We start from the raw sequence: 14,529 nt of genomic DNA, 5'->3' as shown, positions 1-14,529 counted from the left end.
GGAAGAAGAGAAGAGAAAGGAGCAATAACAAGATGAAACGAGCGATACCAGGCATTTTACTCATTTTATTCATGACCGTGATCAGCTTTGGCTGTCAGGCGATGACAGATGAGGCTGGCGCTAAGCAAAGCACAGCCTATTACGTAGCGGTAAACGGAAGCGACAAAAACCCGGGCACAAAGCAAAAACCTTTCCGCACGTTGAAAAAAGCAGCAAGTATGGCGAAGGCTGGGGCAACCATTTACATGAGAGGCGGTACATACAAAGAAAAATTGGTTGTCCGCCATTCAGGAACAAAGAAAGCACCTGTTGTCTTTCAAGCTTACGGAAAAGAAAAACCTGTAATTAGCGGGGCTTCCCTTAAAGGAAATCAAGCCGATGGAGGACTTGTCACGATCGATCAAAAAAGCTACATCACCCTCAAAGGCCTGACTGTAGGACATCTTAAGACGAATCAAGAAGATTTGACACCAGTTGGTATTTTCATCAAAGGAAGCGGTAAAGGCGTCAAACTGCTTAATAACCGAGTGTATGACATTCAGACGAAACATAAAAATGGAAATGCACATGGAATTGCTGTCTATGGGACAAAAGCTCCTGCAGCGATTGAAGACATTGAAATCAAAGGAAATACCGTTGAAAAATTAAAGCTGGGCTTCAGTGAAGCGCTTGTGCTAAATGGAAACGTCAAAAAGTTCCGTGTGACACATAACACGGTCCGGCACACTGATAATATTGGCATTGATTTAATTGGTTTTGAGAACGTAGCACCCTCCAAAAAGTATGATCAAGTGAGAAATGGGGTTGTCTCTAGAAACAAAGTATATGAGATTACGAGTGCAGGAAACCCAGCCTATGGCAGCGACATCTCCGCTGGCGGAATTTATGTTGATGGCGGAAAAGACATTGTGATCGATCATAACATCTCACATCACAATGATCTGGGGATTGAAGTCACAAGCGAACATAAAGGAAAAATGGCAGACCGCATCCGCATCGAACACAATCAAGTATATTTAAACCGTTATACAGGCATTTCTATTGGCGGCTATGATAAGAAGCGGGGCGGTACAACCAATACGACGATTTCACATAATATTTTGTACAAAAATGACACAGCCGGCTTAGAAGGCGGTCAATTGCTAATGCAGTATCAAGCAGTGAACAATCGAATCACGAATAATATCATGTCAGCTAGTGCCTCGCATTACTTGGTCGTGAATCTTTATCAAGTGAACCAAAAGAATACCTTCCAGAAGAACGTTTATGATGACCGAAAAGGTGCGAAAGCATCACAGTGGATTTGGCGCGGGAAATGGATGGAAGGCTACAAAACGTATCTCTCTAAAAGCGGTCAAGATAAAGGATCAGCACATCTCAACCCACAATTTGTGAATGAGAAAAAATATGATTTCCGTCTGAAGAAATCATCACCTGCGAAGAAAATCATCGGAAGTTGATGATATTTTAGAAATTTTCAAAAAAGTCATTGACATTGATGTGACATCACATTAAAGTAAAGAAGACATTTCAACGAAAACAAATTTCATAACGGATCTCTTATCAAGAGAGGCAGAGGGACTGGCCCTATGACGCCCAGCAACCGTTTCTATTTTAGAAATTGGTGCTAATTCCTGCAAAGCTGTTACAGCTTTGACAGATAAGAGAGGAAGACTTCCCGATACATGTTTCATGCAACGGTGATCAAGCCTCTCTTTCAAAGAGAGGCTTTTTTTCGTCTCTTTTTCGAATCAAATGCCTGTTTTACAGGCGTATTTCCACTTTTTTACCTAGTTTTCCGATGTGAAAAATAAAAACAACTTGAGGAGGAACAGCAATGAAGCGTAAGCATTTTACATCATTTCTTGTTTTATTAACGGCATTGACCGTCCTATTAACAGGCTGCGGCACCGGATCAAGTGCAGGCTCAAAGGCAAATACGAACGAAAAGGTTTCCTTTGACAATGTACCGAAGCGATTTGCAAAGGGACAGGGGGCAAAAATTAAAGTCATCCGCAAAATTGGAGGAGACGATCATACAGCTCAATTTTTAGCGGGGACCAAGGCAGAAGGTGAGGCACTTGGCTTTAAGGTAGATGTCTACACAGCAAATGGAGATACAGCGAAGTTCCATGATGCCATCTCTCAGGCGCTTGAAGAAAATTATGATGGCTTTATCATCTCTCACGGGGACGACGAGGCAACAGTCGCTGATGTGAAAAAGATCACAGCGAAAGGCATTCCAGTTGTAGCATTTGATTCGAATCCTAAGCTGAAGGACATCAAAGGGGTCACAGTGACGTCTCAAGATGACGAACAATTAGCGAAAAAATCATTAGACGCGCTCGTGTCTGATTTTAAAGGAAAAGCAAATATTGCATACCTGTGGGTAGATGGATTCCCGCCAATGGTGAGACGAAATAAGGTCTATCAAGAAACGCTTAAACAACATTCAGGGATCAAGGAGCTTGACCGCTTTGGTATTGCCTCCTCTGATACGTCTGTTCAAACGCAAAATGCAGTAGCAGCCATGCTGAATAAGTATCCAAAGGGCAAGCTGGACGCTATTTTTGCCACATGGGATGCCTTTGCCATTGGGGCAGCAAGAGCGTTAAAGGAAGCAGGAAGAACAGAAGTAAAGATTTATGGGATTGATGTGTCAAATGCGGATCTTCAAGAAATGACGGCGAAGGACAGTCCGTGGAAGTATACAGCAGCGGTTGATCCGAAGCTCATCGGTGCAGTCGACGTGAGGATTCTTGCGAAGAAAATAGCTGGTGAGAAAACACCATCTTCCTATGACCTTGAGGCCTCTCTCATCTCGCAAAAGCAACTTCAGCAAGCAGGAAAAGCCATTAACATGGTCAATCTTGCAGACGAAGTGAAGGGATTCGGTTCATCGACTGCTTTTGAGGAAGATTGGATGAAGACTTTGAAGAAGCATTATACAAAATAAGCGACGTGCACTCTCTTTTCATAGAGGGTGTTTCGTTTTTCAGATGATATCAAGAGAAGGAGGACACCTATGACAGCGCCGCTTGTTCGTATGAAAAATATTTCAATTGAATTCCCAGGGGTCAAAGCGTTAGATCAAGTGAATTTCACATTAAAAAAAGGGACGGTCCATGCACTGATTGGAGCAAATGGTGCTGGGAAGTCAACGTTAATGAAGGTTCTTTCTGGCGCTCATTCCCACTTCGACGGGACCATCTACATCAATGGCCAGGCGGCATTCATTCAAACCCCAAAGGATGCATCCTCATATGGTGTGCAGACGGTCCACCAAGAAGTGGATACGGCGCTTGTTTCCTACTTAAGTGTTGGTGAGAATATGATGATGCATGAGATTGAGAAAAAAACACTTGTCAGCTGGAAAGAGCTGCATCGCAAGGCGGCTCAGCTATTAAAAGAAATGGACATCGACATTTCCACAAAACGACTTGTCAGCGATCTGACCCTTGCTGAAAAACAGATGGTGCTCATTGCCAAGGCTGTTTCCATTAAATGCAGCATTTTAATCTTAGATGAACCAACGGCTCCGCTTAGTCATGCAGAAACAAGCAAATTATTCTCAATGATTGATCGGTTGAAACAGAATGGGACGGGGATCGTGTTTATTTCTCACCGCATGCCTGAAATTTTCACCATCTGTGATGAACTGACTGTGATGCGAAATGGAACGGATGTCGCAGCTCACCTTGTCAAAGACACAAATCCGCAGCAGGTCATTGAAGAAATGCTAGGCGCACCATTAGAGGAGCAATTCCCGTCTCGCAGGCCACTGAAAGATGCACCTATTGTGCTTGAAGTGAAAGAGCTAAACGATCAACATAAATTAAACAACATTCACTTTTATGTCAAAAAAGGAGAAATTCTCGGGATCGCAGGACTTGTCGGTGCTGGAAAAACAGAATTGTGCAAAGCCCTTTTCGGTGCCTCAGAAAAAAAGACGGGAACCGTGCAGCTTCATGGTCAAACCATTCGCATCACATCGCCTCATCAAGCGGTGAGAGCGGGAATGGCTCTTGTGCCGGAAGAGCGGAGAAAGGAAGGAATTCTGACCGAAGAGAGTGTGGGGTGGAACTTAACGGCTGCAAGTCTTCACTCATTTTCACGGATATTCAGCTTCTTACATCGTTCGAAGGAAAAGCGGGAAGCAGGTGATATCGTCAAACGGCTTGGTGTCAAAACGCCGTCTCTTGAAGCAAAGGTGAAGCATCTATCTGGTGGAAATCAGCAGAAGGTTGCTATCGGAAAATGGCTGCTGGCTGAGGCAGATGTGTATCTCTTTGACGAACCAACCAAAGGTGTAGACGTTGGAGCGAAAAAAGATATTTTCACTTTGATTGCAGAGCTTGCCGCCCGCGGAAAATCTGTCATTTATGCGTCGAGTGAGCTGTCAGAGATTGCAGGTATCGCTGACCGAGTATACGTGCTATATGATGGCAGCATTGCCCGGGAAATGACCGCACCGACGACTGAAGAGGAGCTTTTATATCATTCAACAGGAGGACAATCATGAGCGAACAACAAATTCCGGCCCCTGTGCAGCAAATCAAAAAACAGCGGCCATCCTTTCATCTGTTTGATTTCTTTTATCGATATGGCACAATCTTAACCATTGTCGTGTTGATTGTGGTATTTGCGGCATCGAATCCAGCGTTTTTGCAATCAGGAAATATCATCAATATTCTACGATCTATTTCGATAGTGACCATCATTGCGGTGGGCTTAACTATCTCATTGGCAGTAAACGGCTTTGATTTATCAGTAGGATCAGTCGCTACGCTATCAAATGCGATTGTCATTTCTATGTTCGTATGGTTCTCGCAAAACCCACTAATTGCAATCCTCTCTGCACTAGCGGCATCTATCATTGTTGGTTTGCTAAATGCATGGATGATCGTCAAAATGAAAATTCCAGATATGCTCATGACATTAGCCATGATGTTTATCATTCAAGGGCTGGCTCAAACGTATACGAAAGGGGCGACTATTTCTGAAAATATGGTGCTTCCTGATGGCACGTTCTCAACGGGGACGATTCCTGCCTTTTTCAGCAAAATTGGACAGGTGCCATATATCATTCTGATTATGGCTGCCATTGTACTATTTGCGCATGTTTTCATGTCCTACACAAAGCACGGCCGATTCATGTACATCATCGGTGGGAATAAGGAAGCGGCTCGATTGTCTGGCATACATGTGAACAAATACAAAATTGCGGCCTATCTGCTTTCTGCTTTATTTGCAGCGATCGGCGGTATCGTACTGGCTTCAAGGGTCATGACAGCAGAAATTAATGCGGGTGCACCATATTTAATGGATGGAGTAGCGGCTGCTTTTATCGGATTTTCCGTCATGGGAGCAGGTAAGCCAAACGCATTTGGCACTTTTATCGGAGCTGTACTCATCGGTATTTTACAAAATGGGCTTGTGATGATGTCTGTCCCTTATTATGCAATGGATATTGTGAAAGGTTCTGTGCTTGCCCTTGCACTGGCGCTGACATATTACAAACAACGAGGCTAACTGCGTATTTTTTAAAACCATTCGAGTTCTCTCTCCGTCTAGTAAACGGAAAGCGGTGCAGCTGCCGTTTCCAAAAGGAGATGACAAAAAGAAAATGAATATGTCAGCAACTCATGTAGAAGATTTGAAAAATGTCATGGAAGACTGGAAAAATGAACTATTAGTATATAAATTTGCGTTAGATGAAATGGATACAAAGTTTTCAATTATCAGCCAGGAGTATAATTTAATCCATGGACACAACCCAATAGAGCATACAAAATCACGAATTAAATCCTTTGAAAGCATAGTGAATAAACTAGCAAGAAAAGGATGCGACATCACGACACAATGTGCCAAGGAGCATATCCATGATATCGCAGGTGTCCGCATCATCTGTTCTTTTATTCAAGATATCTATAACATTATGGATGTATTGAGGCAAAGAGAGGATTTAAAGATCCTTGAAGTGAAGGACTATATTCAACATCCGAAACCAAATGGCTACAGAAGCCTTCATTTAATTGTTGAGATACCTGTCTACTTAACAAATCGTGTGGAGCATGTGAAGGTTGAGATTCAGGTGCGGACCATTGCGATGGATTTTTGGGCGAGTCTAGAGCATAAAATCTATTATAAACTGCAAAACGATGTTCCTCATCAGCTGACTGATGAACTGAAGGAAGCCGCAGATATTGCCCATTACTTAGATGAAAAAATGCAGAATATTAAACGAGAAATTGATTAGCACATCAAAAAGCAGCTGTTTTGATCACAGCTGCTTTTTTTCATATTAAGGGTTGGTTCCACGGTCTCTCTTTTGAATAATATCTTGAGATTGTGCTGATTGACTGTCTTTTTGAATGGAAGTACCAACAGAAACATCTGTTATCAAGAGGGTTAAAATCGCACTTGTGATGAGCCATTTCTTCATCATACATCACTCCATTTTCTTAACAAGTTTTCAAGGACAACGCCTTGTTTCTAAAATAAGAGGATTCTTCATGAAGCCCAAGATCCGTTAAGTAAGCTGCTGCATCCTGACAAATAGCTTCAAGGTCAACAAGGAAATTCATTGATTCTAATTGATCGCAATAAGCCTTGATTTGCTCAATCATGTTGTCTGGCTGAATCATAAGTGTTTCTAAAATGGATAATTTAAGTGAAATGTTTCGTTGTTTTAAATTTTCTGCTTTTTGAAGTGAAAGCTGTACATAATAGTGGAACAAACCTGGCTTTTTCAGCTTAAATAGTGCTTTTGTGTAGGCGTACATGGCAAGTAAATAGCCGCCTGGAGAAGAAGTTTCGAATGATTCTATCATTAAAGCCTTTTCTAGGAGTGGCACAGCTTCACTGTATTCATTTCTTAGACTTTTAATAAAGGCTGCATTGCAATAGGCATGTCCAAGTAAATCTGGATCATCCATCTGTTCTAGTGAATGAATGACTTCTTTGAACAGCGATTCTGCCTCATCATATTTCGACTGATCCGCATAATTCAAAGCAAGCATCATTTGACAGCTGATTGATTTTTTCACATAACATGGATCTGCGTCATAAATAGATGAAGCCATCTTTAAGTGGTGGATGGAGAGAAGCGTGGACCTAATATTATAGTAAAGACACCCTGTTTTATAATGAAATTCGGCTTTTTCAATGTCATCGTGCACGAGATCTAATTTATCCTCGGCCAATTTTAAATGGTGAAATGCCGTATCCTGATTGCCTCTGCGCATTTCATACATCCCTTTAAAGAAATAGAAATAATAGCTGAGCATATCATCCGTACGGATGGCATTTTCATCAACAAAAAGACTATGATCTAACGAAGCTGTATCTTCTATTAGATCTTTAAAACGGTACTCTAGCAGTTGATAGTAAAGTAAGACGTCTTGATTTTCTTCCATTCGATCAAACGCTTGAAGAATGTCTTCTTTTAACTGGATAGCACCTTGTATCTCTCTTTTTTTCATCATGACATACCAATCATTGAGCATATTCGCTACATCAACGGACGACAAAACACCTGCTTCTGCCAATTCATATCCTCCTTTCTTCATCTATCAGTAACCGTTCTTCTGAATCAACTTCCCATATTCCAGTATCTTCTTATATTTTAAGCTCTCTCGTGCAGTTTGTAAAACATGTTTTTTGATGTAAATTCAACCAGTAGTGAAAGAAATAGGGAGCCGACGCTCTTTTTGTATACGCTTACATATTTTTAGGTAAAAAGAGGGTTTTGAAAAAAATATATTACAATATCAATAAAGAGAGGAAGCAAGTATTTGAGTTTGCCTTCGTATGCAAGGGAGAAACATCATTTATCAAGGCACTGCCTCGTTTTTTGTGAGATTATCTTACATCATAATTGTGAATGACTCTTCTTTTAGAATAAAATGAGTTATTCGCAAAAAAGTAAAATTTAAAGAGACTATTGATCTAGAATTGTATGGATCTTTGGTATTGATAAAAAATATCACACACTATAGCTTTAGCGTGGTATAGTATTATTGTTATTGCGAATATTTAGACAAAACTGACAATGGGGGTCGTGTTTTATGAAGAAATCGATGTTATTGATCATGGGACTAATTGTTGTGCTTGTCATGGCAGCCTGTGGATCAAAATCAGACAGTGGTTCGGGAGAAGGCAAAGGCACATATAAAATTGGGATAGATACAACTTATCCGCCATTTGAATTTGAAAAGGGCGGTAAATATGAAGGGATAGACGTTGATTTAATTAATGCAATCGCGAAAGACCAAGGTTTCAAAGTGAAGCTTGAAGCTATGGACTTCTCAGGCATCATTCCAGCGATGCAGGCAGGACAGCTTGATGTTGGAATGGGCGGAATGAGTATTACAGATGAGCGTAAGAAGAAAGTAGATTTTTCAGATCCTTACTTCGACGCTGGACTGACAGTTGTTGTGAAAAAGGACAGCAGCATCAAATCTATTAATGATTTAAAGGGGAAAAAGCTAGCTGTTAAAAACGGGACGACTGGTGCAAAATTCGCATCTGATAACGCTGATAAATATGGGTATGAAGTCGTTCAATTTAATGACAGCCCATCTATGTTCCAGGAAGTATCAAACGGAAATGCAGATGCCTTAATTGAGGATTATCCTGTCATTACGTATGCGATCGCACAACAAGATTTAAAATTGAAAACAGTTGGAGACCGCTTGAATGGAGACCAGTATGGTATCTCTGTCATGAAGGGGAAAAACCAAGACCTATTGAAGAAGATCAATAAAGGCCTTGAGAACCTAAAGAAAAACGGTGAATATGACAAAATTATTGATAAATATTTGAAGTCATAACACAAGCGAGGCGCGCTCCGAGCGCGCTTTCTTTATGTGTCAGCCGTATGTGAATTAGGGAGGGAGAAACATGGATACTATTATTAATGCATTTCCGTATTTAATGGATGGTTTGCAAACCACTTTATATATCTTTGTTGTTGCCATCATTTTAGGGTTTATCATCGGTTTAATTGTGGCATTATTCCGTCTGTCACCATTTAAAATCTTAAATTTCATCGCACTCGTTTTTGTGAATGCCATTCGAGGTACACCATTTATCGTACAGCTATTCTTCATTTATTTTGGTTTAAATACACTTGAATTCATTTCACTTGATCGAGTGCCTGCAGGAATTATTACAGTAGCGATTAATGCAGGAGCTTATTTCTCAGAAATTATTCGTGCAGGGATTCAGTCTATTGATAAAGGACAAACAGAAGCTGCGCGCTCTTTAGGCTTTACAGGGGGGCAAAACATGCGCTTTATCGTCCTTCCGCAGGCATTCCGCCGCATGCTTCCAGCGATTACAAACCAAGCCATCATCAGCTTGAAGGATACATCTCTCTTATCTATTATCGGGATTGCCGATATTATGCAGCGAGGACAAGTTCAAGCATCGGCTACATTTGATCCATTGAATGTCTGGCTCATTGTCGGTGTCATTTATTTCGTGATCATTTATTTACTTTCTCTACTGGCTAGCTACGCAGAAAGGAGATTTGATATCAAATGAGTATGATTACGGTGAAAAACTTAAAGAAATCCTTTGGCGATCACGAAGTGTTAAAGGATATTAATGCAGTCATCGAGGAAAAGGAAGTAGTGTGTGTCATTGGTCCTTCTGGATCAGGGAAAAGCACGTTTCTAAGATGCCTCAATAAATTAGAAGATATCACGGCTGGAGAAGTCGTTGTCCACGGACACACGATTACAGACCCAAAAGTGAATATCAATAAAGTACGACAAGAAGTAGGCATGGTGTTTCAGCATTTTAATTTATTCCCTCATAAAACCGTTTTAGAAAATATCACGATTGCACCGATCAAGGTAAAAGGCATCGAGAAGAAGGCAGCAGTCGAAAAAGCGTTAGACTTGCTTGAAAAAGTCGGCTTAAAAGACAAAGCTCAAAGCTTTCCTAATCAATTATCTGGTGGACAAAAACAGCGTGTCGCCATTGCAAGAGCCTTGGCAATGGACCCGAAAGTACTATTATTCGATGAGCCAACATCGGCTCTTGATCCTGAGGTTGTGGGGGATGTATTAGCTGTAATGAAACAATTAGCTGTCGAAGGCATGACAATGATTGTGGTCACACATGAAATGGGCTTTGCAAGAGAAGTAGGAGATCGTGTCATCTTTATGGATGGCGGATATATTGTCGAGGAAGACAAACCGGAAGCTCTCTTTGGGAACCCGCAGCATGAGCGTACAAAATCATTTCTTAGTAAGGTGTTATAAAAAAGAGTAAGGGCATGTATATGGGACTGACCCCATAAGATGAGACAAATAAAAAACACCTTCAAGTTTGAAAACGGATCGTTGTAATCCGAAATAAAACATGGAGGTGTTTTTTCTATGGGGACAAGAGTGAGTTATCCGGTTGAAGTCAAGCAGAAGGCTGTAGACATGAGATTGGCAGGCGTATCTATGAAAGAGATCATGCAGGAATTGAATATCAAAAATAAAACGCAGGTTCAGACATGGGTGAGGTGGCATAAGGCTGGGGATACACACCGGTTCGAACAGCCTGTTGGAAAACAATATACCTATGGAAAGGGTCCCGAGTACTCTTCCGAATTAGAGAGACTGCAGGCAGAAAATCGCTATCTGAGTCAACAGAATGAAGTTTTAAAAAAGTACAACGAATTGGAAAGGAAGTTGATAAGGAAACGTCAATCAAACTAGTAGAAGAATTGTGCAAAATGATGACAGTACAGGACATTTGTGTCCATTTAAGCATCTCTCGCGCTTCGTACTATAGATGGAAAAAAGATCTGACTCAGAATCATTCTAAAAAACAACTAGAGAAGCAAATCGGCACGTTGTGCCGAGAGCACAAGTATCGATATGGATACCGAAAAATCACAGCCTTACTAAAAGTGAGAATGCGTATTAACCATAAAACTGTTCAACGTATCATGCAGAAAAACCAGTGGCAGTGCCGGGTTAAAATGAAAAAGCGTAAGAAGAATGGGCAGCCCTATGCCGTGGCCGGTAATATACTGGATCGGAACTTTCAGTCTGATCGTCCTCTTGAAAAACTAGTAACGGACATCACGTATTTGCCTTATGGACAGAAACAATTGTACCTTTCCAGTATATTGGATTTATATAATGGAGAAGTGATTGCGTTTACGATTGGTGATAAGCAGGACACAGACTTTATTTTAAACACACTTGATCAGCTCCCAGCACTGCCTGAAAACTGTGTGTTACATAGCGACCAAGGTTCTGTGTATACATCTTACGAGTATCAGAAAGCTGTTCATATAAAAGGCATTACCATGAGCATGTCCCGTAAAGGGACGCCCGCTGATAATGCCTCCATCGAATCGTTTCATTCCTCGCTAAAGTCTGAAACGTTCTATCTTAACAGCATTGATCGAACTACGACCACCATCGTAGAACGCACTGTCAAAGAATACATTTATTATTATAACAACATTCGTATTCAAACAAAACTAAACAACCAATCACCGATCAACTATCGGCAATTGGCTGTATAAAGGTGTTTTGATCCCTGTCTCAAAAACGGGGGTCAGTCCCATATGCTCTTACTCTTTTCTTTATGAATAAGTGGAAGATAGATTTAGCGGCCCCATTTCCTAGGAAATATTAGCGCTGGAAGAATTCGATCCATTCTTGGTCTGGACCTCTGAAAAAGAAGTAGCAATATCCATTTGGTAATGTCGTGATTTCTTCATCAATTAATTCAATTTGCAGCTTTTGAATACGATTGAATTCAGCATGAATATTGTCTGTTGTGAAAGCGAGATGATGGACCTTCCCTTCAGATGGCAGGTCACTGCTGTAGCCTTGGATGAGTTCAATTTCCGTTTCGGTTTCATCTTTAAAACCGAGAAAGGCAAGCTCAATCACTCCATTTGTATGAGTGATGCGGTCCTTTAATTTCATGCCCACCACTTTTTCATAAAAATCAATCGACTGATCAATATTTGAAACCATAATACCTGTATGATCTAAGCGTAATGTCGTCAAACGAAGTGCCTCCTCTATGTCATGTTGATATTTTTCTCCTCATCTTATCATAATAGAAGTAACGTATACATTCATATGGTAGGATAGAGAGAGTCAATTTAGGATAAGGATGACACAAATGAAAAAAATCTCATTAAAACAAACATTTGCGGAACAAGTGAAAAAAGGATATCCGCTCATTTCCAAAGATGCAGTATCGCATGTGAACGGTGTACGGGAAGGCGAGCTCATTGAATGGGTAGATGAGCGGGGCGCTTTTTTAGGAAAAGGGTATTATGGTGTACAAAATAAAGGAATCGGCTGGGTACTAACCTTTGATGCGAACGAAAAAATAGATCAAGCTTTCTTTGTCTCTAGGCTTGAGCAGGCAGCGAAAAGCAGAACGCATTTATTTCGTGATGCACAGACGACTGCTTTCCGCGTCTTCAACGGAGAAGGTGATGGAATTGGCGGCGTCACAATTGATCATTATGACGGATTCTATCTCATCCAATGGTATAGCGAAGGAGTCTATACATTAAAGGAAGATGTATTGGCTGCACTTGAGCACGTATATCCAGACTATAAAGGCATTTATGAAAAGAAACGATTTGATACATCTGGACAGTACATAGAAGATGATGATTTTGTGAAGGGAGAGAAAGGTGAATTTCCTCTCATCGTGAAAGAAAACGGCATGAACGTGGCGGTTTACTTAAATGATGGCGCGATGACGGGTATTTTCCTTGATCAGCGTCATGTGAGAAAAGCGATCCGAGACCGTTATGCAAAAGGAAAGACTGTGCTCAATACGTTTTCTTACACAGGCGCTTTCTCAGTAGCAGCTGCGCTTGGCGGAGCGAGCCGTACGACAAGTGTGGATGTTGCAAACCGCAGCTTGAAAAAAACATCTGAGCAGTTTGAAGTCAATGGTATTGATGTGGACGGGCAGGATATCAAAGTCATGGATGTCTTTAAATATTTTCCGTTTGCAGCGAAAAAAGGCTGGACCTATGATCTCGTCATCTTAGACCCGCCTTCCTTTGCACGAACGAAAAAGCACACATTCAGTGCGGTGAAGGATTATAAGAAGCTATTAAAAGAAGCCATCCAAATTACAGCTGAGAACGGCGTCATTGTGGCATCAACGAATAGCAGTGCATTTGGCATGAAGAAATTTAAAGGGTTTATTGCTCAGGCTTTTAAAGAATCAGGGCAAACCTATCGGATACTTGAAGAATATACACTTCCTGAGGATTTCCGTACAACGAAGAATTATCCCGAAGGAAACTATTTAAAGGTTGTCTTCATACAAGCATAAGAAAAAGCCATTTCCGATAAGGAATGGCTTTTTTTATAAGGCAAACGACATAAGGATAGGTGCTGCACATAATGTAATAATGGCTGAAATAATCATCGATACACTTGAGATCGTCCCTGAGACGGAGCTCATTTCAAAGGCCTTCGATGTTCCTGCACCGTGTGCACCTGTTCCAAGCAGGACGCCCATGGCAATGTCATTATCGATGCGGAAGTAACGGATCACCATTGGACCGATAATCGATCCAAACAGTGCGGTTAAAATGACAAACACGGCCGTAACGGACGGCATGCCGCCGATCATTTCTGACACACTCATTGCTACAGGTGTTGTAACCGATCTTGGGACAAGGCTCTCAATAAGGCCTGTATCCAGATGAAACAACTTGGCGATAAATGCCGTTGATAAGATCGCAATGACAGAGCCGCAAGCCACATTCAAAATAATTTCTACTGCATGCTTCTTCAGGATATGAAAATACTTATATAAAGGAATGGCAAAAGCAACAGTCGCAGGCTGCAGCATATTCGTGAGCCATTTCCCGCCTTGATTATAAGCATCGTAAGGAATGTTGACGATTAACAGCAAGACGACAAGGACAAGCGGAGTCACAAGTAATGGGGAGACATAGACCTTCGGATGCCGTTTGTACACCGCTTTTGATCCGAGATATAAAAGAACTGTTAAAATCAGAAATAGTCCGCCAACTAACATAGTTTTTTCCGCTCCTTTCGTTTCGCAATCATTTGCGTCATGATACCAGTTGAGAGCATGACCACAAACGTACTAATTAAGACGACAAGGACAATACTTGTGCCAGATTGAGAAAGCAGTTTTCCATAATCAATGACACCAACTGCTGATGGAATAAAGAAAAGCAGCAGTTCTCCGAGCAGCCATACGGCGCCAAGTTCTATCCATTTTAATTGAATGATCTTAAAATGAAGTAATAAGAAAATGACAAGAATGCCTATGATCGTGCCTGGAATTCTTAAATGCAAAAAGGCCGCCAGCACATTCATGAATTTCGCAAAAATAAACAAGGCCATAATCTGAAGGGCAGCAATCAGCGGCTTTTTGAGCAATTTCATTTTCTGTTCACTCCTTTTTCTATATAAATTGTTCACTATTTCACAAAAACATGACAACGTTCCAAGTGATGAGCTTACTTTAAAGTGTACAGCACGTTCAGTT

At 41.1% G+C, this 14,529-nt stretch carries 15 protein-coding genes and 1 riboswitch; of the genes, 10 read left to right on the top strand and 5 right to left on the bottom strand.

Annotation, left to right across the window (positions count from 1 at the left end; all coding sequences use genetic code 11):
* The first annotated feature begins 32 nt into the window (after window positions 1-32).
* The 5 genes from NSS76_RS18135 to NSS76_RS18115 all read left to right on the top strand — a co-directional run bounded on the left by NSS76_RS18135 (window position 33) and on the right by NSS76_RS18115 (window position 6,259).
* On the top strand, window positions 33-1,460 hold the full coding sequence (locus NSS76_RS18135; protein WP_208946259.1) for a DUF1565 domain-containing protein: 1,428 nt from the start codon (window positions 33-35) through the stop codon (window positions 1,458-1,460).
* A gap of 97 nt (window positions 1,461-1,557) precedes the next feature.
* Window positions 1,558-1,667: riboswitch (SAM riboswitch) on the top strand.
* Between the two features lie 170 nt (window positions 1,668-1,837).
* Window positions 1,838-2,956 carry a sugar ABC transporter substrate-binding protein gene (locus NSS76_RS18130; protein ID WP_041108337.1) on the top strand — a complete coding sequence of 373 codons (1,119 nt, stop codon included), beginning with the start codon at window positions 1,838-1,840 and terminating at the stop codon, window positions 2,954-2,956.
* A 69-nt stretch (window positions 2,957-3,025) separates the two neighbouring features.
* A complete protein-coding gene (locus NSS76_RS18125) occupies window positions 3,026-4,522 on the top strand; it encodes a sugar ABC transporter ATP-binding protein (protein ID WP_341082579.1) in 1,497 nt (498 codons plus the stop codon).
* Window positions 4,519-5,532: an ABC transporter permease gene (locus NSS76_RS18120; RefSeq protein ID WP_034621914.1), complete on the top strand. Its 1,014-nt coding sequence runs from the start codon at window positions 4,519-4,521 to the stop codon at window positions 5,530-5,532. The genes NSS76_RS18125 and NSS76_RS18120 overlap by 4 nt, the downstream gene beginning before the upstream one ends.
* Before the next feature lie 94 nt (window positions 5,533-5,626).
* Window positions 5,627-6,259, top strand: coding sequence for a GTP pyrophosphokinase (locus NSS76_RS18115; RefSeq protein WP_025093809.1), 633 nt, complete (start codon window positions 5,627-5,629; stop codon window positions 6,257-6,259).
* Window positions 6,260-6,304: 45 nt separating this feature from the next.
* On the opposite strand, the gene NSS76_RS18110 is transcribed toward NSS76_RS18115, so the two are convergent.
* Together NSS76_RS18110 and NSS76_RS18105 are read right to left on the bottom strand one after the other, a co-directional pair.
* Window positions 6,305-6,445, bottom strand: coding sequence for a hypothetical protein (locus NSS76_RS18110; protein ID WP_181950635.1), 141 nt, complete (start codon window positions 6,443-6,445; stop codon window positions 6,305-6,307).
* Window positions 6,446-6,464: 19 nt separating this feature from the next.
* Entirely contained in the window at window positions 6,465-7,550 is a 1,086-nt protein-coding gene (locus tag NSS76_RS18105) for a Rap family tetratricopeptide repeat protein (RefSeq protein ID WP_149126151.1), read from the bottom strand.
* 519 nt (window positions 7,551-8,069) lie between these two features.
* On the opposite strand from NSS76_RS18105, the gene NSS76_RS18100 reads away from it, so the two are divergent.
* The 4 genes from NSS76_RS18100 to NSS76_RS18085 all read left to right on the top strand — a co-directional run bounded on the left by NSS76_RS18100 (window position 8,070) and on the right by NSS76_RS18085 (window position 11,542).
* Window positions 8,070-8,834: a transporter substrate-binding domain-containing protein gene (locus NSS76_RS18100; protein WP_024423857.1), complete on the top strand. Its 765-nt coding sequence runs from the start codon at window positions 8,070-8,072 to the stop codon at window positions 8,832-8,834.
* A gap of 70 nt (window positions 8,835-8,904) precedes the next feature.
* On the top strand, window positions 8,905-9,549 hold the full coding sequence (locus NSS76_RS18095) for an amino acid ABC transporter permease (protein WP_024423856.1): 645 nt from the start codon (window positions 8,905-8,907) through the stop codon (window positions 9,547-9,549).
* A complete protein-coding gene (locus NSS76_RS18090) occupies window positions 9,546-10,274 on the top strand; it encodes an amino acid ABC transporter ATP-binding protein (protein ID WP_024423855.1) in 729 nt (242 codons plus the stop codon). Before NSS76_RS18095 ends, NSS76_RS18090 begins: the two co-directional genes overlap by 4 nt.
* A gap of 117 nt (window positions 10,275-10,391) precedes the next feature.
* Window positions 10,392-11,542, top strand: a protein-coding gene (locus NSS76_RS18085; RefSeq protein ID WP_206534229.1) for an IS3 family transposase whose coding sequence is annotated in 2 segments (ribosomal slippage) — window positions 10,392-10,665 and window positions 10,665-11,542 — 1,152 coding nt in all. Because the reading frame shifts where the segments join, the coding sequence is not laid out codon by codon here.
* A gap of 109 nt (window positions 11,543-11,651) precedes the next feature.
* Here NSS76_RS18085 and NSS76_RS18080 read toward each other — a convergent pair.
* The gene (locus NSS76_RS18080; RefSeq protein WP_024423854.1) at window positions 11,652-12,035 is read right to left on the bottom strand and encodes a VOC family protein; all 384 of its coding nucleotides are present in this window, start codon (window positions 12,033-12,035) and stop codon (window positions 11,652-11,654) included.
* A 118-nt stretch (window positions 12,036-12,153) separates the two neighbouring features.
* Between NSS76_RS18080 and NSS76_RS18075 the strand changes: the two genes are divergently transcribed.
* The gene (locus NSS76_RS18075; protein ID WP_171464781.1) at window positions 12,154-13,335 is read left to right on the top strand and encodes a class I SAM-dependent rRNA methyltransferase; all 1,182 of its coding nucleotides are present in this window, start codon (window positions 12,154-12,156) and stop codon (window positions 13,333-13,335) included.
* A gap of 33 nt (window positions 13,336-13,368) precedes the next feature.
* On the opposite strand, the gene NSS76_RS18070 is transcribed toward NSS76_RS18075, so the two are convergent.
* Both NSS76_RS18070 and NSS76_RS18065 read right to left on the bottom strand, forming a co-directional pair.
* Window positions 13,369-14,049: a CidB/LrgB family autolysis modulator gene (locus tag NSS76_RS18070; protein ID WP_024423852.1), complete on the bottom strand. Its 681-nt coding sequence runs from the start codon at window positions 14,047-14,049 to the stop codon at window positions 13,369-13,371.
* Entirely contained in the window at window positions 14,043-14,426 is a 384-nt protein-coding gene (locus tag NSS76_RS18065) for a CidA/LrgA family holin-like protein (RefSeq protein ID WP_034621912.1), read from the bottom strand. The genes NSS76_RS18070 and NSS76_RS18065 overlap by 7 nt, the downstream gene beginning before the upstream one ends.
* Window positions 14,427-14,529 lie beyond the last annotated feature (103 nt).

The organism is Bacillus sp. FSL R5-0654, assembly GCF_038008745.1.
Taxonomy (GTDB): Bacteria; Bacillota; Bacilli; order Bacillales; family Bacillaceae; genus Bacillus; species Bacillus safensis.
This window is presented reverse-complemented; position numbering and strand designations above follow the sequence as displayed.

Excerpts from the sequence above, each read along its gene's own strand:
- NSS76_RS18135 (WP_208946259.1), top strand. The coding sequence starts at position 33 with ATGAAACGAGCGATACCAGGCATTTTACTCATTTTATTCATGACCGTG.
- NSS76_RS18130 (WP_041108337.1), top strand. The coding sequence starts at position 1,838 with ATGAAGCGTAAGCATTTTACATCATTTCTTGTTTTATTAACGGCATTG.
- NSS76_RS18125 (WP_341082579.1), top strand. The coding sequence starts at position 3,026 with ATGACAGCGCCGCTTGTTCGTATGAAAAATATTTCAATTGAATTCCCA.
- NSS76_RS18120 (WP_034621914.1), top strand. The coding sequence starts at position 4,519 with ATGAGCGAACAACAAATTCCGGCCCCTGTGCAGCAAATCAAAAAACAG.
- NSS76_RS18115 (WP_025093809.1), top strand. The coding sequence starts at position 5,627 with ATGAATATGTCAGCAACTCATGTAGAAGATTTGAAAAATGTCATGGAA.
- NSS76_RS18110 (WP_181950635.1), bottom strand. The coding sequence starts at position 6,445 with ATGAAGAAATGGCTCATCACAAGTGCGATTTTAACCCTCTTGATAACA.
- NSS76_RS18100 (WP_024423857.1), top strand. The coding sequence starts at position 8,070 with ATGAAGAAATCGATGTTATTGATCATGGGACTAATTGTTGTGCTTGTC.
- NSS76_RS18095 (WP_024423856.1), top strand. The coding sequence starts at position 8,905 with ATGGATACTATTATTAATGCATTTCCGTATTTAATGGATGGTTTGCAA.
- NSS76_RS18090 (WP_024423855.1), top strand. The coding sequence starts at position 9,546 with ATGAGTATGATTACGGTGAAAAACTTAAAGAAATCCTTTGGCGATCAC.
- NSS76_RS18075 (WP_171464781.1), top strand. The coding sequence starts at position 12,154 with ATGAAAAAAATCTCATTAAAACAAACATTTGCGGAACAAGTGAAAAAA.
- NSS76_RS18070 (WP_024423852.1), bottom strand. The coding sequence starts at position 14,049 with ATGTTAGTTGGCGGACTATTTCTGATTTTAACAGTTCTTTTATATCTC.
- NSS76_RS18065 (WP_034621912.1), bottom strand. The coding sequence starts at position 14,426 with ATGAAATTGCTCAAAAAGCCGCTGATTGCTGCCCTTCAGATTATGGCC.